Annotated in this window: 19 protein-coding genes; 12 read left to right on the plus strand and 7 right to left on the minus strand. The window is 75.0% G+C overall.

The window, feature by feature from the left end:
- Positions 1–21 precede the first annotated feature (21 nt).
- The 5 genes from BJ968_RS21705 to BJ968_RS21725 form a co-directional block, all read right to left on the minus strand.
- Positions 22–1,998 (minus strand): diguanylate cyclase domain-containing protein, encoded by a 1,977-nt coding sequence (locus BJ968_RS21705; RefSeq protein ID WP_179755402.1) that lies wholly within the window; start codon positions 1,996–1,998, stop codon positions 22–24.
- Positions 1,999–2,095: 97 nt separating this feature from the next.
- On the minus strand, positions 2,096–2,401 hold the full coding sequence (locus tag BJ968_RS21710; RefSeq protein WP_246314180.1) for a hypothetical protein: 306 nt from the start codon (positions 2,399–2,401) through the stop codon (positions 2,096–2,098).
- A 187-nt stretch (positions 2,402–2,588) separates the two neighbouring features.
- Positions 2,589–3,086, minus strand: coding sequence for a hypothetical protein (locus tag BJ968_RS21715; protein WP_179755404.1), 498 nt, complete (start codon positions 3,084–3,086; stop codon positions 2,589–2,591).
- A gap of 253 nt (positions 3,087–3,339) precedes the next feature.
- On the minus strand, positions 3,340–4,146 hold the full coding sequence (locus BJ968_RS21720) for a TSUP family transporter (RefSeq protein WP_179757154.1): 807 nt from the start codon (positions 4,144–4,146) through the stop codon (positions 3,340–3,342).
- Between the two features lie 318 nt (positions 4,147–4,464).
- The gene (locus tag BJ968_RS21725) at positions 4,465–6,135 is read right to left on the minus strand and encodes an alkaline phosphatase D family protein (RefSeq protein WP_343078202.1); all 1,671 of its coding nucleotides are present in this window, start codon (positions 6,133–6,135) and stop codon (positions 4,465–4,467) included.
- 325 nt (positions 6,136–6,460) lie between these two features.
- Between BJ968_RS21725 and BJ968_RS21730 the strand changes: the two genes are divergently transcribed.
- Together BJ968_RS21730 and BJ968_RS21735 are read left to right on the plus strand one after the other, a co-directional pair.
- Positions 6,461–9,025: a carboxylate--amine ligase/circularly permuted type 2 ATP-grasp protein gene (locus tag BJ968_RS21730; protein ID WP_246314181.1), complete on the plus strand. Its 2,565-nt coding sequence runs from the start codon at positions 6,461–6,463 to the stop codon at positions 9,023–9,025.
- An 80-nt stretch (positions 9,026–9,105) separates the two neighbouring features.
- Positions 9,106–10,992 carry a S9 family peptidase gene (locus tag BJ968_RS21735; RefSeq protein ID WP_179755405.1) on the plus strand — a complete coding sequence of 629 codons (1,887 nt, stop codon included), beginning with the start codon at positions 9,106–9,108 and terminating at the stop codon, positions 10,990–10,992.
- Here the strand turns inward: BJ968_RS21735 and BJ968_RS21740 are convergent.
- Positions 10,976–11,383, minus strand: coding sequence for a RidA family protein (locus tag BJ968_RS21740; protein ID WP_179755407.1), 408 nt, complete (start codon positions 11,381–11,383; stop codon positions 10,976–10,978). The two genes, BJ968_RS21735 and BJ968_RS21740, sit on opposite strands and share 17 nt — an antisense overlap.
- A gap of 133 nt (positions 11,384–11,516) precedes the next feature.
- Here BJ968_RS21740 and BJ968_RS21745 point away from each other — a divergent pair, with 133 nt between their 5' ends.
- The 10 genes from BJ968_RS21745 to BJ968_RS21790 all read left to right on the plus strand — a co-directional run bounded on the left by BJ968_RS21745 (position 11,517) and on the right by BJ968_RS21790 (position 23,668).
- Positions 11,517–13,532 carry a BtpA/SgcQ family protein gene (locus tag BJ968_RS21745; RefSeq protein WP_179755409.1) on the plus strand — a complete coding sequence of 672 codons (2,016 nt, stop codon included), beginning with the start codon at positions 11,517–11,519 and terminating at the stop codon, positions 13,530–13,532.
- The gene (locus BJ968_RS21750) at positions 13,525–14,400 is read left to right on the plus strand and encodes a PfkB family carbohydrate kinase (RefSeq protein ID WP_179755411.1); all 876 of its coding nucleotides are present in this window, start codon (positions 13,525–13,527) and stop codon (positions 14,398–14,400) included. The genes BJ968_RS21745 and BJ968_RS21750 overlap by 8 nt, the downstream gene beginning before the upstream one ends.
- A complete protein-coding gene (locus tag BJ968_RS21755; RefSeq protein WP_218885224.1) occupies positions 14,397–15,119 on the plus strand; it encodes an aspartate/glutamate racemase family protein in 723 nt (240 codons plus the stop codon). Before BJ968_RS21750 ends, BJ968_RS21755 begins: the two co-directional genes overlap by 4 nt.
- Entirely contained in the window at positions 15,116–16,636 is a 1,521-nt protein-coding gene (locus BJ968_RS21760; protein WP_179755413.1) for an amidohydrolase family protein, read from the plus strand. The genes BJ968_RS21755 and BJ968_RS21760 overlap by 4 nt, the downstream gene beginning before the upstream one ends.
- The gene (locus tag BJ968_RS21765; protein ID WP_179755416.1) at positions 16,633–17,583 is read left to right on the plus strand and encodes a polysaccharide deacetylase family protein; all 951 of its coding nucleotides are present in this window, start codon (positions 16,633–16,635) and stop codon (positions 17,581–17,583) included. The genes BJ968_RS21760 and BJ968_RS21765 overlap by 4 nt, the downstream gene beginning before the upstream one ends.
- Positions 17,580–19,394, plus strand: coding sequence for an oligopeptide/dipeptide ABC transporter ATP-binding protein (locus BJ968_RS21770; protein ID WP_179755418.1), 1,815 nt, complete (start codon positions 17,580–17,582; stop codon positions 19,392–19,394). The genes BJ968_RS21765 and BJ968_RS21770 overlap by 4 nt, the downstream gene beginning before the upstream one ends.
- Positions 19,391–20,251, plus strand: a complete 861-nt coding sequence (locus BJ968_RS25240) for an ABC transporter permease (RefSeq protein WP_179755420.1) — start codon at positions 19,391–19,393, stop codon at positions 20,249–20,251. Before BJ968_RS21770 ends, BJ968_RS25240 begins: the two co-directional genes overlap by 4 nt.
- 5 nt (positions 20,252–20,256) lie before the next feature.
- Positions 20,257–21,183, plus strand: a complete 927-nt coding sequence (locus BJ968_RS21780; protein ID WP_179755421.1) for an ABC transporter permease subunit — start codon at positions 20,257–20,259, stop codon at positions 21,181–21,183.
- A gap of 33 nt (positions 21,184–21,216) precedes the next feature.
- A complete protein-coding gene (locus BJ968_RS21785) occupies positions 21,217–22,812 on the plus strand; it encodes an ABC transporter substrate-binding protein (RefSeq protein ID WP_179755423.1) in 1,596 nt (531 codons plus the stop codon).
- A gap of 127 nt (positions 22,813–22,939) precedes the next feature.
- A complete protein-coding gene (locus BJ968_RS21790) occupies positions 22,940–23,668 on the plus strand; it encodes a GntR family transcriptional regulator (protein ID WP_179755425.1) in 729 nt (242 codons plus the stop codon).
- Positions 23,669–23,881: 213 nt separating this feature from the next.
- Here BJ968_RS21790 and BJ968_RS21795 read toward each other — a convergent pair whose 3' ends face one another.
- A complete protein-coding gene (locus BJ968_RS21795) occupies positions 23,882–24,958 on the minus strand; it encodes a LysR substrate-binding domain-containing protein (protein ID WP_179755427.1) in 1,077 nt (358 codons plus the stop codon).
- Positions 24,959–24,981: the final 23 nt, after the last annotated feature.

The raw sequence follows: 24,981 nt of genomic DNA on the forward strand, positions 1-24,981 counted from the left end.
TGCGGCGGCGCGCGGACGTCGTCACGACCGCGCGCCCACCACGGGCCGTCGTTCCGCCCGGTCGCGGCCGGCGGTCTTGGCCGCGTAGACGGCCTCGTCGGCCGCCTGCACCAGGTCCTGCGGCACCAGCGCTCCGCCCGGGCGCGTGGTCGCGACGCCGATGCTGACCGTGAGCCAGGGCACCACGGGGGAGGCCCGGTGCTCGATGGCGCAGCGGCGCACCCCCTGCCGGATCCGCTCGGCCACGACCACCGCCCCGGCTGACCCCGTCCCGGGGAGCACCACGGCGAACTCCTCCCCACCGAAACGGGCCGCGAGGTCGCCGGGCGCCAGCGTCGCGGCCTCCATCGCCTGGGCCACCGCGCGCAGGGCGGTGTCACCGCGCAGGTGACCGTAGGTGTCGTTGTAGAGCTTGAAGCAGTCGACGTCGACGAACAGCAGGGACAGTTCCCCCCCGTCGCCGCGGTGGCGCGCCCACGCCCAGGCCAGGTGCTCGTCGAACGCGCTGCGGTTGGCGATGCCGGTCAGCCCGTCCCGGTGCAGGGAACGGCGCAGTTCGGCGTTGGCCGCCCGCAGGTCCGCCTCGGCGCGCTCGCGGACGCTGATCTCGCGGCGCAGCTGCTCGGTGCGCCGGGCGACGGTGGCCTCCAGCTCGCGGTGGCGGGCGATGGTGTCGAGGGCGAGGCTGACGTCCATCCGCAGCACCTCGGCGGTGTGCTGCAGCAGGGACTGCTGCTCGTACAGGACGTGGCCGAGCTCGTGGCCGCGGACCCCCAGCGGTTGCAGCAGCAGCGTGCCGTGCGCCAGCTCGTGGCGGACCCCGGGGGGCAGGAGGTCCGCGACGGGGAACCGGGGTGCCTCCGGCGCGCCCTGGGCGCCGACCACGCCCGGGTGCACGAGCGCCAGGCGGCCCCGGCGCTCCGCGGGGTGTTCCTCCGGCGCGGGGTCGTACAGGACCACGAAGCACCTCGACACCTGCAACCGCGCCAGCCGCGCCCCCAGTTCGCGCATGACGTCCTGCTCGCCGGCGCACGACATGAACGCGCGGTTGAGGTCCAGCGCCGCGTTCGTGGCGGCGGCCTGGCCGGCGGGGACCGCGTCCCGGCCGGTCTCGGCCCGCGCCGCGGGGGTGCCCGACGGCGCTGCGGGCAGGGCCCGTGCGGTGGAGGAGCGGCGCACCAGGGTGGTCTCCACGAGGACGTCGTGCGCGGGCGCCCCGTCCATCAGGTCCAGCACCAGTTCCGCGGCCCGCCGGCCCTGCTGGTGCAGCTGCTGCGAGACGGTCGTGAGGCTGCACCGGGGGTGGGGCGTCTCGTCGTCGTCGAAACCGGTGACCAGGACGTCGCCGGGCACGTCCAGGCCGTGGTCGCACAGCGCGTCCACCGCGGCCAGCGCCATCTCGTCGTTCAGGGCGACGACGGCGTCGAAGCGGTGCCCCGCCCGGACCAGCGCGGAGATCGCGTCGTAGGTCACGTCGCGGGCGAAGCCGCCCTCGACGACGAGGGACTCGTCGAGGAGCACCCCCGCCTGCGCCAGCGTCTCGCGCGCCGCCGCCTCGCGTTCCACGGAGTCCACGTGGTGGGGCACCCCGCGGACCAGCACGACGCGCTGCACACCGCCCTGGTCCACCACGTGGCGCACCAGCTCCGCCATGCCGGTGCGGTTGTCCGCGCGCACCGACGGACGCTGCCCCGAGGCGGTGCCCAGGGCCACCGCGGGCACGTCGGGGTGGGCGGCGAGCAGCCGGTCGAGGTCGTCGCGCGACTGGGCCTTCGACATCGGCAGCACGATCGCCGCGCGGGGACCGGCACCGGCGAAGACGTGGCGCAGCAGGGGCGACACGCCGGGGGTGAAGTAGTCGTGGACGTGCACCAGCAGGGGGACTCCCCGCGCCTGGAGCACCTCCCGGATGCCGGGGATCAGGCGCAGCGAGTACGCCCCGAGGAAGTCGGCGACGACGATGACGGGTCCGCGGCCTCGATCCGCCTGGCTGATCACGGGCTCACCATCGGCACCGTGTGCCGTGGAGCTGAGACGGGGGCCCCTCCCGGCCCCGTCCCCGCCCCGCACCGCGTCGACCCCGTCCTCCGCCGGGTCAGGCGGCCCGGGTCTCCTGGGCGTGGATGAGGGCGGCGGCCTCGTAGAGGGGGGCGGGGTCGAGGTCGCAGGTGTCGCACAGGTGGTGGATGTCGGTGAGCAGTTCGATGAGGGCCTGCTGCATGCCCTCGGCGTGGCTGTGGCTGACCCGGCCGTGCAGCTGCAGGGCCTGGGCGGCGTGCGCGGCGCGGTGGGCGTTGCGCTGGCGGGTGTGGGCCGGGCTGGTGGGCTGCTCGTCGGCTGCGGGAGCGGGGCCGGTGTCGGGGGTCGAGCCGGTGGGGGTCGAAGGGGCGGGCCGCAGCATGGTGGGTCCTCTCAGGCGGGCTGTCGGGCGGGGCTGGTGATCGCGCTGGTGGTGGGCAGCTGGGGGGCGGTGGGGAGGGTCCGGGCCGCACGGTCCGTTCCACGCGCGGCGTCAGCGTGGTGGGGGGCTCGCGGTCGGCGCGCGGGGGCGGTGCGGGCGGCGGGGCCGGCGGCGCGGGGTCGGGGTGTCACGACGTTGCTCGCGGCGGCGGCGGCGGCGGTGCGGGCCGGGGCGGTGGAACGGGACGGGCGGTGAGGTCCGGGCGCTGGGCGGCGGGACGGTCTGCGGGTGCCCCGGCTGGTCCTGCCGGGCAGAGGGGGCCGGGTGGGGTGGTCCCGGGGTCGGGACGCGGTCCCGGGTGCGGGCCGGCGCGGGTGGGAGCGGTGAGCACCACGTCCGCCGCCCCGGCCGGTGCGCCGACCCGCGCGGTGGCACCCGTCGTGGTGCCGACGACGACGCTCGCGGACGCCTCGGGCGCGGGGGACGCGGGTCGGTGGGCGGTGCAGCCGGCGAGCGCCCCGAAGAGGAGGGCGAAGGGGATGGCGGCCAGCAGCAGGCCGGTGCGGGGGGCCGGGGCGCCGTCGAGGGCCCAGCCGGTGGCCCAGGGCAGGAGGGTGAGGGTGGCGAACGAGGCGGCGGCGGTGCGCACGCCCACGGTGAGGGCACGGCGGGTCTCAGCGTGCATGGCCGGTGCCCTCCCTCCCCGTGCCGCACCTGGTCGGTGCCTGGTCTGGACCGCGTGGTCCTGGTCCCCGGGGTCCATCTTGCCTTGGCGGGGCCGGTGAAGCACGGCCTTCTCCCCGGCAGCTGCGGTGCCGCGGCGGTGACGGGGGTGCGGCCGGCGGGCTGCCGCGCAGCAGGGGCGGCGGAGGGGGAGGTGCACCGGCCGGGGGAGGCCCGGCGCGGGCGGCGGCGTCCGGGGGGCCGGTCCCCGGGGGTCAGCCCAGGAGGGGCGAGAGGTTCTCCACCCACACGTCGTGCCCCACCTTCACGACGAGGGCGGCGACGACGACGAGGAACACGGTGCGGATGAAGCCGGTCCCGCTGGAGATGGCCATCCGCGAGCCCAGGTAGCTGCCGCTGGTGTTCGCCAGCCCCAGCAGCAGGCCCAGGCCCCAGAGCACCGCGCCGTGGGGGGCGAAGAACAGCAGGGCGCCGAGGTTGGTGGCGAGGTTCACGATCTTGGCCTTCGCGCTGGCCTGCAGGAAGTCGTAGCCGACGACGCTGACCATCGCGATGACCAGGAACGTGCCGGTGCCCGGGCCCAGGACCCCGTCGTAGACCCCGATGACCAGGCCGACGGCGAGCGCGGCGCGGTAGTGGGCGTGCCCGGAGAAGCGCAGGGCGGTCACCGAGCCGAGGGTCGGGCGGGTCAGGGTGATCGCTGCGACGGTCACCAGGGCCACGACGATGACGGGTTTGAACACCGCCACCGGCAAGGACGCGGCGATCGAGGCTCCGCCGAAGCTGCCGGCCAGGGCGAGCGCGGCCATGGGCAGGGCCGTGCGCAGGTCGGGGCGGGCGCGGCGGTAGTAGGTCACCGCGCTGGTGGTGGTGCCGAAGATCGAGCCGAGCTTGTTGGTGGCCAGGGCCTGCAGCGGGCTGAGCCCGGGGACGAGCAGCAGGGCGGGCAGTTGCAGCAGGCCCCCACCGCCGACGACGGCGTCGACCCAGCCGGCGGCGAAGGCGGCCAGCACGAGCAGCACGAGGGTGGTCCCGGTCAGGTGCTCGGGGAACAGCGCCACCGCGTGGGCCGCGGTGGGCAGGGTGGTGGGCAGGGCGGCGGCCAGGGTCGAGGCGGTCACCGGCGCCGGTCCGGTCCCGCCCCGGGGGCGGGGCGTCGGGCGGGGGACCCACCCGGGGTGGTCGAGCGGCGGTGGCGGTGGTGGTGGAGGGGCACGCTCCGCATCGTGGCGCTCGCGGGCCCCGATCCGGAAATCGCCCGGCGCGCGCACCCGCCGCCCCGGTGGCCGCCCGGGGACGTCCTGCCGCGGGGGAGGGACCGCGACCCGGTACCCGGCCCGGCGGCGCCGGCGTGCCGGCGCCGCCGGGGGTCGGGGTGCTCAGGCCTCCTGCAACCCCGGCCGTCCCGCCTCGACGACGAAGCTCGCCCGCGTGCTGGCCGCCGAACCCGGCTGGGAGACGCGTTCGAGCACCCGGAAGTCGGCCCGCAGTTCGTGGCGGTCCAGCCGGGTCACGACGTAACCGCGCTGGTTGTTGGCCAGCTTGAGGTCCGGGTTGTCGGCCAGTTCGCTGTCGCGGGTGGCGTAGGTGTCCCCGCCGTCCCCGCCGGAGGTGATGGACGTGCACACCAGTTCGACCCCCACGGGGGCAGAACCCTGGTCGTCGGCGAAGCGGGCCAGGTCCGCGGCGTAGTGCTTGTGCACGTCACCGGACAGCACCACGGGGTTCTCGACCCCGCGCCGGGCGAAACCGTCGAGCAACCGCTGGCGGTTGGCGGTGTACCCGTCCCACGAGTCGGGGTTGAAACCCCGGTCGAGGCCCGGGACGTAGTCGTGCTCGTGGAACATGACCTGCTGGGCGATGACGTTCCAGGTCGCCGCCGAGGACTGCATCCCGTCGAGCAGCCACTTCTCCTGGGTGGCGCCCGTGATGGACCGCTGCGGTTGGTCGCGTTCGGGGCCGGTGGTGGGGAAGGTGTCCCCGCCGGGCTGGTCGTCGCGGTACTGGCGGGTGTCGAGCACGTGGAAGTCGGCCAGCGCACCCCAGGACAGACGGCGGTACAGCTGCACGTCGGCCCCGCGGGGTCGGGCCGCGGCGCGCAGCGGCATGTTCTCGTAGTAGGCCTGGTAGGCGGCCGCCCGGCGGGCGGTGAACTCCTCCGGCGTCGGGTAGGGCTCCTGGTCCTCGGCGATCAGGTCGGCGTAGTTGTTCTCCACCTCGTGGTCGTCCCAGGTCACGATCCACGGGGCCACCGCGTGCGCGGCCTGCAGGTCCGGGTCGGCCTTGTACTGCGCGTGGCGCAGGCGGTAGTCGGCCAGGGTGCGGGTCTCCGGGCCCATGTGGTCGCGCACGTTGTTGCCCGAGGGGGAGACGTAGTCGTTGGCCTCGTACTCGTAGACGTAGTCGCCCAGGAAGAGCACCACGTCCGGTTCCTCCTCGGCCAGCCGGCGGTAGGCGGTGAACCACCCGTGCTCGTACTGGGCGCAGGAGGCGAAGGCCATCGTCAGCGGCCGGCCGTAGGAGGTCGCGGCCGGGGCGGTGCGGGTCACCCCGACGGGGGAGATCTCCCCACCGGCTCCGGCGAGGCGGAAGCGGTAGAAGAACTCCCGGCCCGCGGGCAGGCCGGTCAGTTCCACGTGCACGCTGTGCCCCAGCTGCGAGACCGCGTAGGTCCGGCCGCTGCGCACGACGCGGCGGAAACCCTCGTCCTGGGCCAGTTCCCACTCCACCGGGACGTCGCGGTCCGGCATCCCCCCGCGACCGTCGACCGCGTAGGGCGAGGGGGCCAGCCGGGTCCACAGCACGACGCCGTCGGCGGTGGGCTCCCCGGAGGCGACCCCGAGGGTGAAGGGGTTCCCCAGCCGTGAGGTGGCCGACGTGAGCCGGGCCTCGGCTGCGGGTCGCTGGGCTGCGCCCGCCACGGCCGGCCAGCCGGCGGCGGTGAGCAGCCCGGCGCCGGCGGCGCCGCCGAGCAGGAGGCGGCGGCGCAGGTCGGGCGTGGTCGGGGTGCGGGGGTCGGCGGGGTGCTGCGGGGAGGTGGGCGAGGTCACGGGGACTCCTGGTGAGGGGGGGCCGGTCGCCGGGCTGCGGTGCGCGACGGGACAAGCAGGACGTTGCCCCGGGACTGCGACGGCCCGGGCCCCGCTGTGCGAAGTCCGTGTGAACGCTGGGTGCACGAACGGGCGCGTGAGGTTCGTTCAGCAGCGCCGACGGCGATCCCCGCTGCGGGGAGGAACGACGCTCGGTGACTGACCTAGCACTCTCAGGCACGAACACGGCTCCGCTCCCGGGTCCGATCCACGCAACACGCGTAAACGTTGTGTTTCACGGCCCGAGTCCGGCGGCGCAGCCACGGATCCGGTCTAGCGTGTCGGGATGGGTGCGGAGATGACGCTGGGAGCCGAAGAGGAACTGCACCTGATCGACCTGGAGAGCAGGCAACTGTCAGCCCGCGCTCCCCAGGTGCTGTCCAGGTTGGACAAGACCTCCTACTCCGCCGAGCTGCAGCGCACGACGGTCGAGACGAACACCGACGTCGTCTCGTCCCTGGCCGGGTTGCGCGAGGAACTGCTGCGCCTGCGCAAGGGACTCGTGGAGGCCGCCGCCCGCGACGGTCTGGGCGTCGCGGCCGTCGGCACCGCACCGCGCTCGACGTTCACCGACTTCGAGCTCACCGCGACCGGCCGCTACGGGCGCATGCACGAGCAGTACCGGCTGCTGGTCGACGAGCAGCTCATCTGCGGCACCCAGATCCACGTCGGCGTCGCCGACCGCGACCTCGCCGTGGAGATCATGCAGCGCATCGCCCCGACGCTGCCGGTGCTGCTGGCCCTGTCGGCCAGCTCGCCGTTCTGGAACGGCCAGGACACCGGCTACGCCAGCATCCGCACCACCATCTGGCAGCGCTGGCCCAGCGCCGGCAGCACCGGCCCCCTGGAGTCGGCGGCTCAGTACGACCGGCTGCTCGACGACCTCATCGCCTCCGGGGTCATCGCCGACAGGAAGATGGCCTACTTCGACGTCCGGCCCAGCTCCCACGCCCCGACCCTGGAGCTGCGGGTGTGCGACGCCTGCCCGCTCGTCGACGACGCCGTGCTCATCGCGGGGCTGTTCCGGGCGGCGGCGCGCGCCGCCGAGCTCGACGTGCTGGCCGGGCGCCCGCGCCCGCAGGTGCCCACGCCGCTGTACCGCGCCGGGATCTGGCAGGCGGCGCGCGGTGGCCTGTCGGGCGACCTCCTCGACGCGGCCGGTGGTGCCCCGCGCCCCGTGCCCGCGCCCCAGGCCGTCCGCGCGCTGCTGGACAGCGTCCGCCCGCAGCTGGAGGAGTTCGGCGACTGGGAGGACGTCTCCGAGCTGGCCGAGGCGGCCCTGGCCCGCGGGAACTCCGCCGACCGCCAGCGCGCGGCCTTCGTCGCCCGCGGCGAGCTCGACGACGTCGTGCGCCTGGTGGTGGAGGAGACCCACGGTTCCGCGGCCGGGGAGGCGCCCGGCACCGCCGCCCTGCGCCGGTACCGGACCCGCGCCGGCGACGAGGCGGTGGGGCTGAACGCCCAGCCGCGCGCGGCCTACCGCGACGTCATCGAGCACGTCCGGCAGCTGGGCCCCGAGGGGGTGGCGGCCGCCGAGGCCGACCGGGACGCCTGGGCCCGCGAGCGGCACCTGGCCTACGTCGTCAACGAGCCCGGCGGGTCGTCCGAGAAGCCCTTCCACGTCGACCTCGTCCCGCGGGTCGTGCTGCCCCACGAGTGGGAGCAGCTGCGCGCCGGGCTCGTCCAGCGCGCCCGGGCCATCGAGTTCTTCCTGCGCGACGTCTACGGTGCCCAGCGGATCCTGCAGGACGGGGTCCTGCCCCGGGAGGCGGTCGTCGGTGCCCCCGGGTGGCAGGAGCGGGCGACGCGGCTGCCCGCCGGTGCCGTCCGGGCCCCCGTCATGGGTTTCGACCTGGTGCGCAACGAGTACGGCCGCTGGCGGGTCCTGGAGGACAACGTCCGCAACCCCAGCGGCGTCGCCTTCGGCATCGCGGCCCGCGCGCTGATGGACGCCGTCGTGCCCGACATGCCCCGGCCCGCGGAGCTGCTCGACCCGGCCACCGCGTTCGAGCGCCTGCGCTCCACGCTGCTGTCCCGTTCCCGCCCCGGGATGCGCCCGGTGCTGCTGTCCAGCGGTCCGGCCAGCGCCGCCTGGTTCGAGCACCGCCGGCTGGCCGACGGGGCGGGTCTGCTGCTGGCCGGGGCCGACGACCTCGACGTCGTGCGGGGCCGGGTCCTGCACCGGGCGACGGGGGACCCCGTCGGTGTCCTGTACCTGCGCCTGGACGTCGAGCTCCTCGACCTGCGCGACGGCTCCGGCCGGCCGATCGGGCAGGAGGTCTTCGACGTCGCCGCCGCCGGAGGGGTCGTGCTGGCCAACGCGCCGGGCAACGGCATCGCCGACGACAAGGCGATGTACCGCTCGGTGCCGGAGTTCATCACCTACTACCTGCGCGAGCGGCCGCTGCTGGAGTCGGTCCCGACCTACCGGCTCAGCGACGAGGGCGAACGGCGCGCGGTGCTCGAACGGGTCGGGGAGCTGGTGACCAAGCCGGTGGACGGCTACGGCGGGGCGGGGGTGCTCATCGGCCCCTACGCCACCGCCGCCGAGGTCGCGGCCCGGCGGCAGGAGATCGCGTCCGCCCCCGCGAACTGGGTGGCCCAGGAGGTGGTGCGCCTGTCCTCGGTCCCCAGCTGGGACGCGCAGGCCGGGACGTTGCAGCCCCGGCGCGTCGACCTGCGCGCGTTCGTCTACGTCACCGGCACGGGGGAGGGCGAGTGCCACCTGGCCGACGTCGCCCTCACGCGGGTGGCCCCCGAGGGCAGCCTGGTCGTCAACTCCTCCCGCGGTGGCGGCGCCAAGGACACCTGGGTCCTGGCCCCGAAGGGGGAGGACCGTCCCCGGACGTGAGGGGCCGCGACCCGCTGCGCCCACCGGCCCCGGAGGCCGCCCCCGCGGGGTGACGGGCGCGGGTGCGGCAGCATGAGGGCATGAGCGGCGAGACCCCCGACCTTCCCCTGGACGCGGCCCTGGCCCTGGCCGACGACCTCGTGGAGGCGTGGGGGAGCTGGCGACCGACCATGACCCCCGACGCGCGCCGGGTCGCCTTCGTCTCCGACCGCTCCGGCGTGCCGCAGCTGTGGGTCCAGGACGTGGTCCTGGACGGCCCGGCCCCCCAGGCCCGGCGGCTGCACCTGTCCGACGACCCCGTCGTGTCGGTGTCCTGGGCCGCGGACAGCCGCTGGCTGGCGTGCTCGGTCGCCGCCGGCGGCGGGGTGCGCACGGAGGTCTGGGTCGTGCGCCCGGACGGCTCGGACGCGCGCCGCATCGCCGGTGACGCCCACGAGCACGCCGAGCTCGGGCCCTGGACCCGCAGCGGGCACCGCGTCGTCGTGACGTTCCCCGCCTCCGGCGGCCGGCCGGCCCGCTCCTTCCTCGGGGACCCGGCGACGGGACGGCTCGACCCGCTGGCCGAGGGCGAGCTCATCCACGTCCTCGACGTCTCGCAGGAGGAGCGCTTCCTCGTCATCGTCGACGGTGAGCGCGGGCAGCAGTTCGCCGTCGTCGTCGACCGCCTCATCGACGAGCACCAGCTGCTGCTGCCCCACGGGGCCACCGGTTCCACCGACGTGGCCCTGCTGCGCCCGGCGCCGGCCGGTGACACCGGCCCCGTGTACGTCTACCTCGCCTCCGACGTCGGCCTGCCCCGGCGCCAGCTCATCGGCCTGCCGTTCGGCCCCAACGGGTACCGCGGGGAGGCGCAGACGCTGGCCGCGCGCGACGACGCCGAGCTGGAGTTCGTCGACGGCGACGACGCCGGCAGCCTGCTCCTGCTGGTCTGGAACGTCGCCGGCGCCAGCGAGCTGGAGCTGTTCGACACCACGACCCGCCGGCGCACCCGGCTGCACGGCCTGCCGGGCCTGGTGGCGACCGACCCCGTGCTGTCCCGCGACGGGCGCAGCGTGGTCTTGGGCGTCGAGGGACCGACGCGCCCGCGGGAGCTGTGGCACCTGGACACCGCGACGGGGACGTGGACGCAGATCACCCACGCCCCCGAACTGCCCGACCGCGACCTCGTCGTGCCGACGCTGCAGACCTACCGCGCCCACGACGGGCTGCCCCTCACGGGCTGGCTGTACCCGGCGGCGGAGGTGCCCGGAGGTGGCGGCGCCGCGGCGCTGTGGCTGCACGGCGGTCCCGAGGCGCAGGAACGCCCCACGTTCAACCCCATGGTGCAGGCCCTCGTCGCGGCCGGGACCACGGTGTTCGCCCCGAACGTCCGCGGGTCGTCGGGCTTCGGGCGGGAGTTCGTGCACGCCGACGACCGGGAGAAGCGCTACGACGCGTTCGCCGACGTGCTCTCCAGCGCGCAGCACCTGGTGGCGCAGGGTCTGGCCGACCCCGCGCGGATCGCGGTGACGGGCCGCTCCTACGGCGGGTACCTCACCCTGGCCGCCCTGGCGTTCTCCCCGGGCGTCTTCGCCGCCGGCGTCGACATCTGCGGGATGAGCGACCTCACGACGTTCTACCGCGACACCGAGCCGTGGATCGGCGCCGCCGCGGTCAGCAAGTACGGCCACCCCGAGCACGACCGGACGCTGCTGGAGGAGATCTCCCCGCTGCGCCGGGCCGACGCCATCGACGTCCCGCTGCTCGTCGTGCACGGTGAGCTGGACACCAACGTCCCGCTCGGGGAGGCCCGTCAGATCGTCGCGGCGCTGCGCGGCCTGGACCGCGACGTCGACTACCTGGAACTGCCCCAGGAGGGTCACGACTACCGGCGGGTCGGCTCGCGCCGTGAGCTGTCCCGCCGCGTCGTCGCTTTCCTGGACGCGCACCTGGCCGCCCCGGCGCTCGCCGTCAGCGGCCCGCGATGACGTCGACCTCGACGAGCGCCCCCACGGCCAGGCCGGTGACGCCGACGGTGGTGCGGGCCGGCAGCGGCCCGGTGAACCACGTCCGGTAGGCGTCGTTGAAGGCGTCGAAGTCCTCGTCGAAGCGCCGCAGGTACACGCGGACGTGCAGCGCGTCGTCGAAGGTCAGCCCGAACTGCGCGAGGACGGCGGCGAGGTTGGCGCGGACCTGCTCGGCCTGCTCGGGCAGGCCCCCGGCCACGAGCCCGCCCGTGGCCGGGTCGGTGGGCATCTGCCCGGTCACGAACACCAGGTCGCCCAGGCGGGTGGCGTGCGCGAAGGGGCCGACCTGCGGGGGGACGCCCTCGGCGGCGGTGAAGGTGAAGGTCTCCTTGCGGCTCACGGGAGTCGTCATGGTGGGCATCGTGCCCGGTGCCCGCGCCGGGCGCCGCACCGCCAGGGCCGTCGCCGGCGGCCGCGGGACCGGAACCCCAGGAGTTACACCGGGGAAACACGCCTGAAACCCGGCTCGGTATACCGTCCTGCTCGTGCCCACACAGTTCCGCCTCGTCGGCGTCCTCCACCTGCCGCCCCTGCCGGGCGCGGTGAACTACGGCGGTACGCCCGTGCGGGAGATCGCCCGCCGGGCCGCCGAGGATGCCGTTGCCCTGCAACGAGCTGGGTTCACCCACGTGATGGTGCAGGACGCCAGCGACATGCCGCAGGCGGTCCGGGTGTCCGCCCCGACCGTCGCGGCGCTGTCGGTGATCGGCGCCGCGGTCACGAACTCGGTATACCTGCCGGTGGGTGTGGTGGTGGGCCACAACGACGGACCCAGCGCGGTCGCCATCGCCCACGCGATCGGGGCGCAGTTCGTGCGCGTCAAGGTCCTCACCGGTGTCTCGGTCGGCCCCACCGGGTGGATCGAGGGGTGCGCGCACGACGTCGCGGCCGTCAAGCGCCTCCTCGGCGCCGACGTCGAGGTGTGGGCGGACGTCCACGAGGCCACCAGCCTGGCCCTGGCCTCCACACCGGAGTGGGCCGCCCGCGAGGCCCGCGACTTCGGCCGGGCCGACGTGCTCGTCGTCACCCGCGACAGCGGGGTGCCCGACGCGCTCACCACCATCGCCACCCTGCGGCGGACCGTGCCGGGCGTGCCGTTCGTCGTCGGCGGCCGCGTCTCCCTCGACACCGTCGACGCCGCGGTCGCCGGGTCCGACGGCGCGATCCTCGGCAGCGCGATCAAGCGTTCCAGCGCCCCCGACGCCCGCGTCGACCCCGACGTCGCCGCCCGGTTCGGCGCCGCGCTGAGGGCCGGCGCCGCGCTGAGCACCCCCGACGTCCACCGAACCCGCACCCCGGAGCCCCCCGTGACCCGCACCAGCACCCCGGCCAGCCCGTTCCTCGGCCCCGGCAGCCCCCTCGACGCCCGCCAGCAGGAGGTCGTGCAGCGGGTCTCCGACGCGGAGCACGCCTCGATCGTGGCGCTGCCCAGCGACCACCCCCTCGATCCCAAGCGCCGCGCCCGGGACGAGGCCACCCACCCCGAGCTGCTCGCCCAGCCCGACCGCATCCGCGAGACCCTCGCCGTCAACGACGCGGCCCTGGACGAGCTGGCCGACCTCGTCGCCGCCACCGACCTGGACCGGGTGTTCGTGACCGGGGCGGGGGACTCCCTCGCCGTCGCGATCGCCGCCCGCCAGGTGCTGGAGGCCATGCTCGGGGTCCCGTGCGAACCCGCGCAGAGCCTGGACCTCGCCTACTACCTCGCCCCCCTGGTCACCGAGCGCACCCTCGTCATCGCCCTGTCCAGTTCCGGGGAGACGACCCGGACGGTCGAGGCGGCCCTGGTGGCCCAGCACGCCGGTGCGCTCACGGTCGCCGTCACCAACACCCCCGGCTCCACCCTGGCCGCCGAGTGCCGGCGGACCCTCCTCCTGCGCGCCACCCGGGTGGGCTGGCCCACCCAGTCCTCGACGACGGCGCTGGCCCTGCTCGTGGACCTCGCCGTCCGCGTCGGGCGGCGCACCGGACGTCCCGGGGCCGCGGAGCTGGCCGCCGAACTCGCCCGCCTGCCCGACCTCATGGAACGCGTCCTCCGCGAGGTCGAGGCACCGCTCGCAGCGATCGCCGAACGGGAGCAGGGCAGCGGCCCGTTCCTGTTCTCCGCCGCCGGCCCGACCTGGGGTTCGGCCGTCATCGGCGCGGCCAAGGTCAAGGAGTGCACCCCCGACCACGCCGAGGCGATCCAGGTCGAGGAGTTCCACCACTACAACTCCCTCAAGGCCGGCGAACCGATCTGGGTCCTCGCCCCGGCCGGGCCCTCCGTCCCCCGCGCCGTGCACACCGCGAGCGAGGCCAAGCGCTTCGGCGGCCGGGTCTACGCGGTGACCACCGAGGGCGTCGACGCCTTCGACGGGATCGCCGACGAGGTCGTCACCCTGCCGCGCGTCTCGGAACCGCTGAGCCCGCTGCTGACCGTGCTGCCCGCCCAGCTCACCGGCTACCTGCTGGCCATGGCCCAGTTCCGCACCGCCGAGGCGCAGGAGAACGCCGGTGGCTGAGACGTCGCTGCTCTGCGTCGGGAACCTCACGATCGACGACGTCGTCGTGGACGGGCGCACGACGACCGCGCTCGGCGGTGACGCCCTCTACGCCGCGCTGGCGGCCCGGCGCACCCTGACCGGCGTGCGGATGCTCGCCCCCGTCGGGAACGACCTGCCCGCGACCCTGCTGGACACCGTCCGCGACCTCGGCATCGCCGTGGAGACCGGCCGCCCGCGCGACGTCCCCACCGTCCGCAACCGCGTCGAGTACGCCCCCGACGGCTCGCGGACCTGGCACCTGCTGCACGGCGAGGAGGAGTTCGACGCCCTGTCGGCCTACCCCGAGGACGTCCCGGCGGACGTCAGCGCCCTGGACGGCGTCCTCGTCTCGGCGATGAGCCTGCGCGCCCAGCTCACCCTGGGACCGTGGCTGCGCACCGCCACCGACGCGACGGTCTACCTCGACCTGCAGGAGGACTACCTCGCCGGTCACGAGGCGGAACTGCTCGCCCTGCTCAGCACGTGCGACGTGTTCCTGCCCAGCGAGGTCGAGGCCGTCGCGCTCGCCGGCACCACCGACCTGGGACGCGCCGCCTCGCTGTTCCTGGACGCCGGCCCGGACGTCGTGGTCGTCAAGACCGCCGAGCGCGGGTGCGTCGTCGCCACCGCCGGACGCACCGAGCACGTCAGCACCGAGGCCGTCGTGCCCGTCGACTCCACCGGTGCCGGTGACGCGTTCTGCGGGGCCTTCGCCGCCGCCCACGTCGCGGGCGCGGACCCCGTGGAGGCCGCGCGCGCCGGGGCCGGCGCGGCCCGGGTCGCCATCGGCGGCTACGGCGTGGCCGGGCTGCTGGCCGACCTCGGCGTGGTGGGGAGCCTGCTGTGACGCACGTGCGGGTCCTGAACCCCAACACCAGCGCCGCGATGACGGACGCCGTGCTCGCCGCGGCCCGGGCCGTGGCCCGCCCGGGCACCACGGTGACCGCCTCGCGCTCCCGCCGCGCCCCCGCGAGCGTGGAGACCCACGTCGACGAGGTCTTCGGCGCCGCCGGGGTCCTCGAGCAGGTCGAGCGGGGTGAGCGCGACGGCGTCGACGGCTACGTCGTCGCGTGCTTCGGCGACACCGGTCTGCCCGCGGCGCGGGAACTGGCCCGCGGGCCCGTCGTGGGCATGACCGAGGCCGCCCTGCAGGCCGCCTCCCTGCTGGCGCACCGGTTCAGCGTCATCACCATGCCCCCGCGCACGATCGCGATGACCGACCGCGTCGTGCGGGAGCTGGGCCTGACCCACCGGTGCACCGTCCGGGCCGTCGACGTCTCGGTCGCCGAGATCGAGACCGGCGCCGGGCCCGCCTTCGACGCCTTCGCCCGCGAGGCCCGGCGGACCCTGGACGCCGACGGGGCCGAGGCCGTCGTCCTCGGGTGCGCCGGGCTGACCGACCTGGTGGCCGGGCTCCGCGACGCCCTCGGGGTCCCCGTGGTCGACGGGGTCGCCGCCGCCACGACGGCCCTCGAAGGCCTCCTGGCGCAGGGCCTGGCGACGTCGCGCTCGAACACCTGGGCCGAACCCGCGGGTTCCCCGACGACCGGTGAGGTGTGGGGATGAGCGTCCTGTTCACCGACGTCCTGGTCTGGGCGTCCACGCAGCCGTCCGGGATGGTCGGTCCCACCGATCTCCTCGTCACCGGTGACGTCGTCACCGCCATCGGCCCGCGGGCGCGCGAACTCGCTCCCGCCGACGCCCGCACGGTCCACGGCGCCGGGCACCACGTCCTGGTCCCCGGGCTGATCAACGCGCACTTCCACTCACCCGCGAACCACCTCAAGGGCGCGTTCCGCAGCCGTCCGCTCGAGACGTTCATGCTCTACGAGTCGCCCGCCGACCCGGCCCTGGCGCCGACCCCCCGCGAGGCGTACCTGCGGACGATGCTCGGGGCGCTGGAGATGCTGCGCACCGGGACGACGAGCGTGCAGGACGACGCGTTCCTCATGCCCACCCCGGACCCCGAGGTCGTCGACGCGGTCGTGCAGGCCTACGCCGACAGCGGGATCCGCGCCTCCGTCGCCCTGGACCAGCCGGAACTGCCCGACGCCGAGAAGCTCCCGTTCCTGGCCGGCGCCGGCGCCGGTTTCGCCGACGCCCTGAACGCCCCTGCCCCGGCGGCGGCCCCCGAACTCCTCGACGCCTACGACCACCTGATCCGGACCTGGCACGGCAGCCACGACGGCCGCATCACGGCGGCGGTGTCGATCTCCGCGCCGCAGCGCGTCAGCCCCGAGTACTTCGCCGCCCTCGACGACCTCAGCCGCCGCCACGACATCCCCCTGTTCGCGCACTTCCTGGAGACCCGCGTGCAGCGGGCGCTGTCCGTGCCCGGCACCGGGCAGGACCGGTTCGCCGGCCGCAGCCTGGTCCGCTACACCGCCGACCTGGGCCTGCTGAGCGAGCGCGTCAACGTCATCCACGCCGTCTGGGTCGACGACGACGACCTCGACCTCATCGCCGCCGCGGGCGCCGTCGTGGCCCACAACCCGGTCAGCAACCTGCGCCTGGGCAGCGGCGTCATGCCCTTCCGCGCGGTGCGCGAGCGCGGGATCCCCGTCGCGCTCGGCGTGGACGAGGCGATCTGCGACGACAGCGTCAACACCTGGGGCGTGGTCAAGGCCGCCGGCCTGGTGCACAACGTGTCCGGCCTGGACGCCGAGCAGTGGCCCACCCCCGCCGAGGTCCTCGACGCCCTCTGGGAGGGCGGCGCGGCCGCGATGCGCCAGACCGGGCGGATCGGGCGCGTGGAGGTCGGCGCGCAGGCCGACCTCGTCCTGCTCGACCTGCACGCCCCGGCCTTCACCCCCTTCAACGACCTGCGCGGTCAGCTCGTCTACTGCGAGAACGGCGGCAGCGTCGCCATGACCCTCGTCGCCGGCCGCGTGGTGGCCCAGGACGGGCGCGTGGTGTCCGTCGACGAGGCCGCGCTCCTGGCGGAGGCGCGCGAACTGCACGCCGCCCGCCGCCCAGCCCTCCAACGCACGTGGGCCGCGGCCGACGCCCTGCTCCCGGTGTACGACGCCGTGGTCCGCCGGGCCGCCCGCACCGACGTCGGCATGAACAGGTGGATCGGATGACGCACGACGCAGTTCCCGCCCCGGGGCACGCCCTGTGGGACTACCAGCCCATCACCGCGGCCCCGGGCCCGGTGTGGCCCGGCGGCCGCCGGCTCGCGGTCTACGTGGCGATCGGCCTGGAGGAGTACCGGTTCGGGGCCGGGCAGACCGAGGACATCGTCCCCGGCGTCGCCGCCCCCGACCTGGTCAACACCTCCTGGCGCGACTACGGCAACCGCGTCGGCGCCTTCCGGCTGCTGGAACGGCTGGAGCGCAACGGCATCCCGCCGACGGTGCTGCTGAACACCGCCCTGTACGACACCGCGCCCGAGCTCATCGCGACCGCCCGGCGCGCGGGCGCCGAGTTCGTCGGCCACGGCGTCTCGAACTCCGACTCCCTGGCCGCGATGTCCGCCGCCGACGAGGCCGGGTACCTGCGCGCCGTCGCGGCGCGCATCGAGGCCGAGGAGGGCAGCGCCCCGGGCGGCTGGTCCAGCCCCTGGCTCACGCACACGCCCTCGACGCTGGACAACCTCGCCGCCGCCGGGTACCGCTACCTGCTCGACCTGCGCCTGGACGACCGGCCGGTGCCGCTCGCGACCGGTTCCGGGCCGCTGCTCGCGCTGCCCTACGCCCTGGAGGTCAACGACAGCACCACCGTGGTGGGCCGCGCGGCGTCGGCGACGGAGTTCGCGGACATGGTCGTCGACGAGTTCGACGAGCTCCTCGAACGTTCCGAGGAGCAGCCGCTGGTCATGAGCGTCGTCGTGCACTCCTTCATCTCCGGGGCCCCCTTCCGCCTGCGCGCCCTCGACCGGGCGCTGCGGCACCTGAGCGCCCACCGCGACCGGGTGTGGTTCACCCAGCCGCGGGCCATCGCCGCCCACCTGGCCGCCCAGCGGACGGACCAGCGGACGGACCAGCAGGCGGGCGCGGTGGCGGTCCCGGCCCGGGGCGGGGTCGCGTGAGCGCCGCGGCGGCCCCTGCCGCCGTCCCGGCCCCCACGGCCAGCGTCCGCGACCTGCACGTGTCCCTCGAACGCGACGGGGTCCGCTCGGAGGTGCTGCGCGGCGTCGACCTCGACGTGGCCCGCGGCGAGATCGTCGGGCTCGTCGGGGAGTCGGGGTCGGGCAAGAGCATGCTCGCCCTCAGCGTCCTGGGCCTGCTGCCCGAGGCCGCCCGCCCGCACGTCACCGGCCAGGTGCGGGTGCTGGAGACCGACATGGCGCACGGCCCGGAGGCCGCCCGCCGGGCCGCCCGCCGCACGGCGCTCGGCGCGGTGTTCCAGGACCCGATGACCTCGCTGAACCCGACCATGCGCATCGGCCGCCAGATCGTCGAGGCCGGGCAGGACCGGGACGGAGCGGTCCAGCTCCTGGGGGCCATGGGCGTCCCCGACCCGCAGCTGCGGTTCCGGGTCTACCCGCACGAGCTGTCCGGGGGCCTGCGCCAGCGGGTCATGGCGGCCATCGCCATCGCCGGCCGCCCCGCCCTGGTCGTGGCCGACGAGCCCACGACCGCGCTCGACGTCACCGTGCAGGCGCAGCTGCTCGCGCTGCTGCGCGAACTGCGCGACGACCTCGGGTGCAGCGTCCTGCTCATCACCCACGACCTGGGCGTCGCGGCGCAGATCGCCGACCGCATCGCCGTCATGTACGCCGGCCGGCTCGCCGAGGTGGGCCCGACCGCGCAGGTCCTCGGCGCCCCCGCGCACCCCTACACCGCGGGCCTGCTGCGCTCACGGCTGTCCCTGACCGTCGACCGGTCCCGGCGCCTGCCCACGCTGGCCGTCGACACCCTGACGCCCGCGGACCGCGCGCACGGCTGCGCCTACCGGGCCCGCTGCCCGCTGGCCGTCGACCGCTGCGCCACCGCGACGCCGGGGCTGGAGGACTCCCGGCCGGCGCCCGGCCACGGTGCCGCCTGCTGGTTCGGCGACGAGACCGTCCGCACGGCGACCACCGCGACCACCGCGACCACCGCGACCACCGCGACCGCCGCGCCGGCCCCCGACCGCCCCGCCACCGCCGCGCCCGCCGCGGGACCGGCGGTCGTCCTCGACGACGTCGTGGTCACCTACAGCACCGGCCACGGCCGCCGGCGCCGCACCGTGGAGGCCGTCCGGGGCGTCAGCTTCGAGGTCGCCGCAGGAGAAGCCCTGGCCATCGTGGGGGAGAGCGGGTCGGGCAAGTCGACCGTGCTGCGGGCGGTCGCCGGGCTCGTCCCCGTCGCCTCCGGCCGCGTCACCGTCGCCGCCGGCGGCGCCCAGATGGTGTTCCAGGACGCCGGTTCCTCGCTGACCCCCTGGCTCACCGTGGGGGAGACCCTGCGCGAGCGGCTGGCCCCCCTGCGCCTGGGCCGCGCCGAGACCACCCGGCGGGTGGAGGAGGCCCTCGCGGGCACCGGCCTGCCCGCGTCGGTGGCCCGGCTGCGCCCGGTCGACCTGTCCGGCGGCCAGCGCCAGCGGGTCGCCCTGGCCCGTGCGACCGTCGTGCGGCCCGCGGTGCTGCTGTGCGACGAGCCGACCAGCGCCCTGGACGCCTCGCTGGCCGCCACGACCCTCAACCTCATCCGCGAGATGCGGGAGGAACTCGCCATGACCGTCCTGTTCGTCACCCACGACCTCGCCGTCGCCCGGTTCGTGGGCGACCGGATCGCCGTCGTCGAACGCGGTCGCGTCGTCGAGATCGACGACGCCGAGTCCGTCATCGGCGCCCCGCGCGAGCCCTACACCCGCGCGCTGGTCGCCTCCGTGCCCGAGATCGAGGTGGTCCGGTGAGCACCGTCGTCCTGCCCCGCCGCACCGCGCGCCCGGTGATCACCGGGCGCGGGCGCACCGGCCGGAGGGTCGCCTGGGCGCTGGTGGCCCTGCTGGTCGCGCTGACCGTCCTCGCCGTCCTCGCCCGCCTGCTGGCCCCCGAGGACCCGGTCCAGCCGGTCGGAGCCCCGCAGCTGCCCCCGGGCTCGCCCGACCACCTGCTGGGCACCGACTCCATCGGCCGCGACATCTTGTCCCGCACCCTGTTCGGCCTGCAGACCTCGTGGTTCTCGGCCCTGGCCGTGGTGGCCCTGGGCCTGCTCGTCGGGGGTGTCGTCGGCGTCGCCGCCGGGGTCGGCGGCGGCTGGGTCGACGCCGTGCTCATGCGCGTCACCGACCTGTTCCTCGCCCTGCCCTCCACCCTGGTCGCCATCGCCCTCGTCGCGGCCCTCGGCCCGGGGCTGCGCAACACCCTGCTCGGCATGTCGATCGTCTGGTGGCCCTACTACGCCCGGCTGATCCGCTCCGAGGTGCGGGCCGTCGTCGCCCGCCCGCACGTCGAGGCCGCCCGCCTCGCCGGCGTCGGCCGGGTCCGCCTCGTCCTGCGGCACGTGCTGCCCGGCGTCGTCCCGACGGCCGTGGTCACCGCCAGCCTCGACATCGGCAACGTCGTCCTGCTGCTGGCCGGGTTGTCCTTCCTCGGCCTGGGCCAGCCCGCGCCCGCCGCCGAGCTCGGCGCCGACACCGCCGCCAACACCCAGCTGCTGCTCAGCGCCTGGTGGGTGCCCGTCGTGCCCGGGGTGGCGGTGCTGCTGCTCAGCCTGGTCGCCAACCTCGCCGGTGACGGCATCCGCACCCTGCTCGGAACCCGGAGGTGAACCCCGTGCTGCGGTTCCTGCTGCGCCGCACAGGCTCCCTGGCCGTCGTGCTGCTCGTGCTGAGCGCCGTCGTCTTCCTGCTCCAGCAGATCTCCCCGGGCGACCCGGCCCGCGCCTCCCTGGGGGCCAACGCCTCCCGGAAGGCCGTGGCCGCCGAGAGGCACCGGCTGGGCCTGGACGACCCGCTGCCCGTGCAGTTCCTGCGCTTCCTCGGCCACGCCGTGCGCGGGGACTTCGGCACCTCCTACCGGACCCACCGGCCGGTGGCGACCGACCTGGCCACCGCGTTCCCGGCCACCCTCGAACTCGTCGTCGCGGCCTTCGTCCTCGCCCTGCTGCTGGCCGCGGTGTTCGCGGCCTCGTCGGCGCTGTCCTGGCCGCTGGCCGGGATCGGCCGCGGGGTGCTGCTCGTCGTCGCGACCGCCCCGCCGTTCCTGCTCGCCCTCGTCGGCATCGTCGTCTTCTACGCCCACCTCGACTGGCTGCCCGGGTCCGGTCGAGGCGACGGCGGCCTCGGGTCCGAGCTGTCGCACCTGGTCCTGCCGGCCACGGTGCTGGCCATCGCCCCGGCGCTGGCCGTCGGGCGCATCCTGCGCTCGGGGCTGGAGGCCACCCTGGCCGCCGACCACGTCCGCACCGCCCGGTCCAAGGGCCTGGGCCAGGCGAGCGTGCTGGCCCGGCACGTCGTCCGCAACTCCATCGGGCCGTCGCTGGCCATGGCCGGGCTCCAGCTGGGTTTCCTGTTCGCCGGGACGGTCGTGGTGGAACAGGTCTTCAGCTGGCCCGGGATGGGCAACTACCTCGCCAGCAGCATCCCCACCTCCGACTACCCCGCGATCGCCGCCGTGACCCTCGTCCTCGGCGCCGTCTACGTGGTCGTCAACACCCTCGCCGACGTCCTCCAGACGGCGGCCGACCCCCGCCTCGCCTGACCGCGAGCCCCACCCCACCCCCTGAGGAGAACCATGAGGTCCAGCTCGATCGGCCGGCGGACGCGCACCCTGCTCGTCGCCGCCGCCACGGTGCCGTTGTTCGTCCTCGCCGCCTGCTCCGGCGGGGGAGACGACTCCCGCGCCTCCAACGCCGCCCCCACCGACGGGACGCTGACCGTCGGTCTGCTCGGCGACATCGGCCAGCCCCCGGACCCGGACGTCTACTACGCCAACAACGGCCTGGCGATCGTCCTGAACACCTACGAGGGGCTGGTGCAGTACGCGAACGACAAGGACTCCGTCGAGATCGCCCCGCGGCTGGCGACGTCGTGGGACGTCAACCCCGACAACACCGTCTTCACGTTCCACCTGCGCGAGGGCGTGACGTTCCACGACGGCACCCCGTTCACCTCCGCGGCGGTGAAGGTCGCCTTCGACCGGCGCACGGCCGTCGAGGGCGGCGCGGCGTACATGGTCGAGGGCGTGAAGGACGTGGCGACCCCGGACGACCTCACCGCGGTCGTCACCCTGTCCAGCCCCAACTCGGCGTTCCTGGACTACCTCGCCTCGCCGTTCGGGCCGAAGATGGAGTCCCCGACCGCCCTGGCCGCCAACGCCGGGTCCGACGACGCCCAGACCTACCTGCAGACCCACGACGTCGGCACCGGCCCGTACACCATCGCCGAGTCGCAGCCGGGGACGTCCTGGACGCTCAAGCGCTACGACGGCTACTGGGGCGAGAAGTCGCCGTTCACCACGGTGGAACTGCCCATCTTCACCGACGCCTCCGCCCTGCAGCTGGCCTTCGACCAGGGCGACGTGTCGGCGGTCGTCGCCGCGCTGCCGTCCTCGAGCCTGAAGAAGTACGAGGGGTCGGACGACTACGCCAGCTACATGCTGCCGACCCTGCAGTCCGCCCTCGTCACCGTGAACCCCACCAAGGAGTTCTTCAAGAGCCAGCAGGCGCGGCTGGCCTTCCTGCAGAGCATCGACCAGGAGTCCCTGGTCCAGCAGGTCCTCGGCAGCCGGTCCGAACCGGCGACCACCCTGTACGCCAAGGGGATGATCCCCGGCGGCGCGGACAAGCAGGAACTGACCTACGACCCGTCCGTCATGGAGGCGTACGCCAAGACGCTGCCGGCGGGGACGGCCATGACCATCGGTTTCGCCAGCGGGAACACCAACGCCGAGCAGATGGCCAACATCCAGGCGGCGAAGCTGCAGGCCCTGGGCATCAAGGCGACGGCGGCGTCGTACCCCACGTCGCAGGTGTTCGGCTGGATCAACGACCCCACCCAGGGACCCGACGCGTTCTTCGACGGCAACAACGGCCCCGACGGCGGGTCGCCCTACATGTGGGGTCACGTGTTCTGGGACGCCTCCGGCGGCATCAACTACTTCGGTTGCGAGGTGCCCGAGGTCAACGCCAAGCTCGACCAGGCCGTGGCCACCGGCGACGACGCCCTGTACGTGGCGGCGGCGCAGGAGTACGCCGAGACGGGCTGCTACTACAACCTCTCCTACAACAAGGACTGGGTGCTGGCGCAGAAGTGGCTCACCGGCGTCGAGGAGTCGCACAACATCGGGGCCAACGAGCTGGACTTCAGCAAGCTCGGCATCCAGGGGTGACCGCCACCCCGACGCAACGCTAGGTTCGCCCACCACGGACGGTGCCGGCCGGGGCTCCCCGCCCCGGCCGGCACCGGACGGGAGCGACCCGACAGACAGCACGAGCCCCTCCGAGAGAACCAGGTCGATGACCCTTCCGACGTCTCCCGCGGCCACCGGACCGGTGTCGCTGTCCCGCCAGATCCACACCCGGATGCGCGAGCTCATCATCCGCGGGACGTACCCCCAGGGGCACAAGCTGGTCGAGCTGCGCATCGCCGAGGAGCTGGGGGTCTCGCGCGTCCCGCTGCGCGAGGCGGTGCCGATGCTGGAGATGGAGGGGTTCGTCGTCACCGCCGCCCGCCGCGGGGCGGTCGTGACGACGTGGACCGAACAGCTCGTCAACGACCTGTTCGACCTGCGGGAGGTCCTGGAGGTGGGCGCGGCGGGTCTGGCCGCCCGGGCCGTCGCCCGCGGCGCGTCGGCCGCGGCGCTCGAGCAGGCGCTGCAACGCGCCCAGGCCGTCGTCGAGGGCGGCGACGCCTACCGCATCGCCGAGGCCAGCACCCGCTTCCACGAGACCGTCGTGGCGCTCACGGGCAACGCCCTGATGCAAGCGTCCATGCGCTCGGTCTCCGGGCGCGTGCAGTGGCTGTTCCACCTCACCTCCGAGCTCGACGTGCACGACGCCTTCCACGACCACGTCGAGCTCACGGCGGCCATCACCCGAGGTGACGTCCGGATGGCCGAGGCGCTGGCGTTCGCGCACATCGAACGCGACCGGGGCCCGTCGCTGGCCGTGCTGCAGCACCAGGGGCACGGCGCCGTCCCCGGTGAGGCGGACGGGAACCCGCTCGCGGAGAGCCTGGGCCGCTGAACCCCGCGGGGCAGCGGTTGCGTGCTGCGCCGGTGGACTGAACGACCCTGCGCCCGGGCGGTTCCCGCACCAACACCCTCGGCTGGCCCCGGACGGTCCGCGACGAGGGGACCGCCCGGACCGGACCGACGGGGACCGTCAGGTGCCGGGGGAACCGCGCCCACGGCCCCGAGGTCCTGAACCCTTCGCCCCGCAGCGGGCGGGTTCACCTCGCTACGCCGTCGATCGGGGTGGTCGGCCGATCCAGCCGTTGCGCTGCGCGCACCGCGACGCGGTGGTGACCACGGCCTCCGTCGCCGGTGACGGACGGTTCGGGGCCCACACCAGCGACAACCGCGACGGGATGGACGGTTCCACCACGTCGCGCCGTACCACGTCGGTGCTGGACCGGGCGGCGTGCTGCGCGAAGGCGGACGGAGCCAGGCCGACCTCGCGGCCACTGGACAGGCGGGCCAGCATGGCGCTGACCGGCGGTTCGTCGAAAGCGCAGACGTGGGGGGTGAAACCCGCTTCGCGACAGGCCGCGGTGATGCTGTCGTAGTAGTCGGGCGCCAGTCGGCGGGGGAACAGCAGCAGCGTCTCGTCCCGCAGCCGGTCCAGCCGGAGGGCCGGCTCGTCCGCCAACCGGTGGTGGGCGCTGAGCAGCGCCGACACCGGGTCCTCACGCAGGAGTTCGACGGCGATGCCGTCACGGGGCTGCGGTGACAGCGCCAACCCCACGTCGAGCTCCCCACCGTCGACCCGTTCGGGGACGTCGGCGCTGAACACCTCACGCGGCAGGACCGTCAGCGCGGGCTGCTCCTCCCGCAGAGCGCTCAGGAGCGTGGACAGCGTGTCGACGCCGACGACCGGGGTGTACCCCAGGCGGACGGTCGTCGCTGCGCCCGCCGCGGCCAGACGCGTCATCTCCACAGCCCGGGCCAGCGCGCTCAGCGCACCTGGTGCCTGCAGCGCCAGTGTCCGCCCTGCGGCGGTCAGTTGCACTCGACGGCTGGTGCGGACGAACAGATCCGTCCCCAGGTGCTGCTCGAGCTTGCGGATCTGCTGACTCAGCGAGGGTTGGGAGACGTGCAGGCGCGCGGCGGCACGCCCGAAGTGCAGGTCCTCGGCCACGGCGACGAAGTAGCGCAACAGGCGTGGACTGATGTCCATGGAGGCAGCGTATCGACGTCGGGCGCACCCGCCGGGCGGTTCCGCTGGACGCCCCGGCGTCACCGTCGCGCCGGGGTGTCGGCGACGATAGGGGATCGCTATCGATCGACGCCCGTACTGGTCTTGGACGACCGGCACCGGCGCGTCCTAGTGTCGGCGCG

This window comes from Kineococcus aurantiacus (assembly GCF_013409345.1).
GTDB classification, from domain to species: domain Bacteria; phylum Actinomycetota; class Actinomycetes; order Actinomycetales; family Kineococcaceae; genus Kineococcus; species Kineococcus aurantiacus.

What these genes read in the sequence shown, in the direction of transcription:
- BJ968_RS21715 (WP_179755404.1), bottom strand. Translation starts at nt 3,086, where the DNA reads ATGCACGCTGAGACCCGCCGTGCCCTCACCGTGGGCGTGCGCACCGCC.
- BJ968_RS21740 (WP_179755407.1), bottom strand. Translation starts at nt 11,383, where the DNA reads ATGACGACTCCCGTGAGCCGCAAGGAGACCTTCACCTTCACCGCCGCC.
- BJ968_RS21790 (WP_179755425.1), top strand. Translation starts at nt 22,940, where the DNA reads ATGACCCTTCCGACGTCTCCCGCGGCCACCGGACCGGTGTCGCTGTCC.
- BJ968_RS21730 (WP_246314181.1), top strand. Translation starts at nt 6,461, where the DNA reads ATGGGTGCGGAGATGACGCTGGGAGCCGAAGAGGAACTGCACCTGATC.
- BJ968_RS21765 (WP_179755416.1), top strand. Translation starts at nt 16,633, where the DNA reads ATGACGCACGACGCAGTTCCCGCCCCGGGGCACGCCCTGTGGGACTAC.
- BJ968_RS21785 (WP_179755423.1), top strand. Translation starts at nt 21,217, where the DNA reads ATGAGGTCCAGCTCGATCGGCCGGCGGACGCGCACCCTGCTCGTCGCC.
- BJ968_RS21760 (WP_179755413.1), top strand. Translation starts at nt 15,116, where the DNA reads ATGAGCGTCCTGTTCACCGACGTCCTGGTCTGGGCGTCCACGCAGCCG.
- BJ968_RS21735 (WP_179755405.1), top strand. Translation starts at nt 9,106, where the DNA reads ATGAGCGGCGAGACCCCCGACCTTCCCCTGGACGCGGCCCTGGCCCTG.
- BJ968_RS21710 (WP_246314180.1), bottom strand. Translation starts at nt 2,401, where the DNA reads ATGCTGCGGCCCGCCCCTTCGACCCCCACCGGCTCGACCCCCGACACC.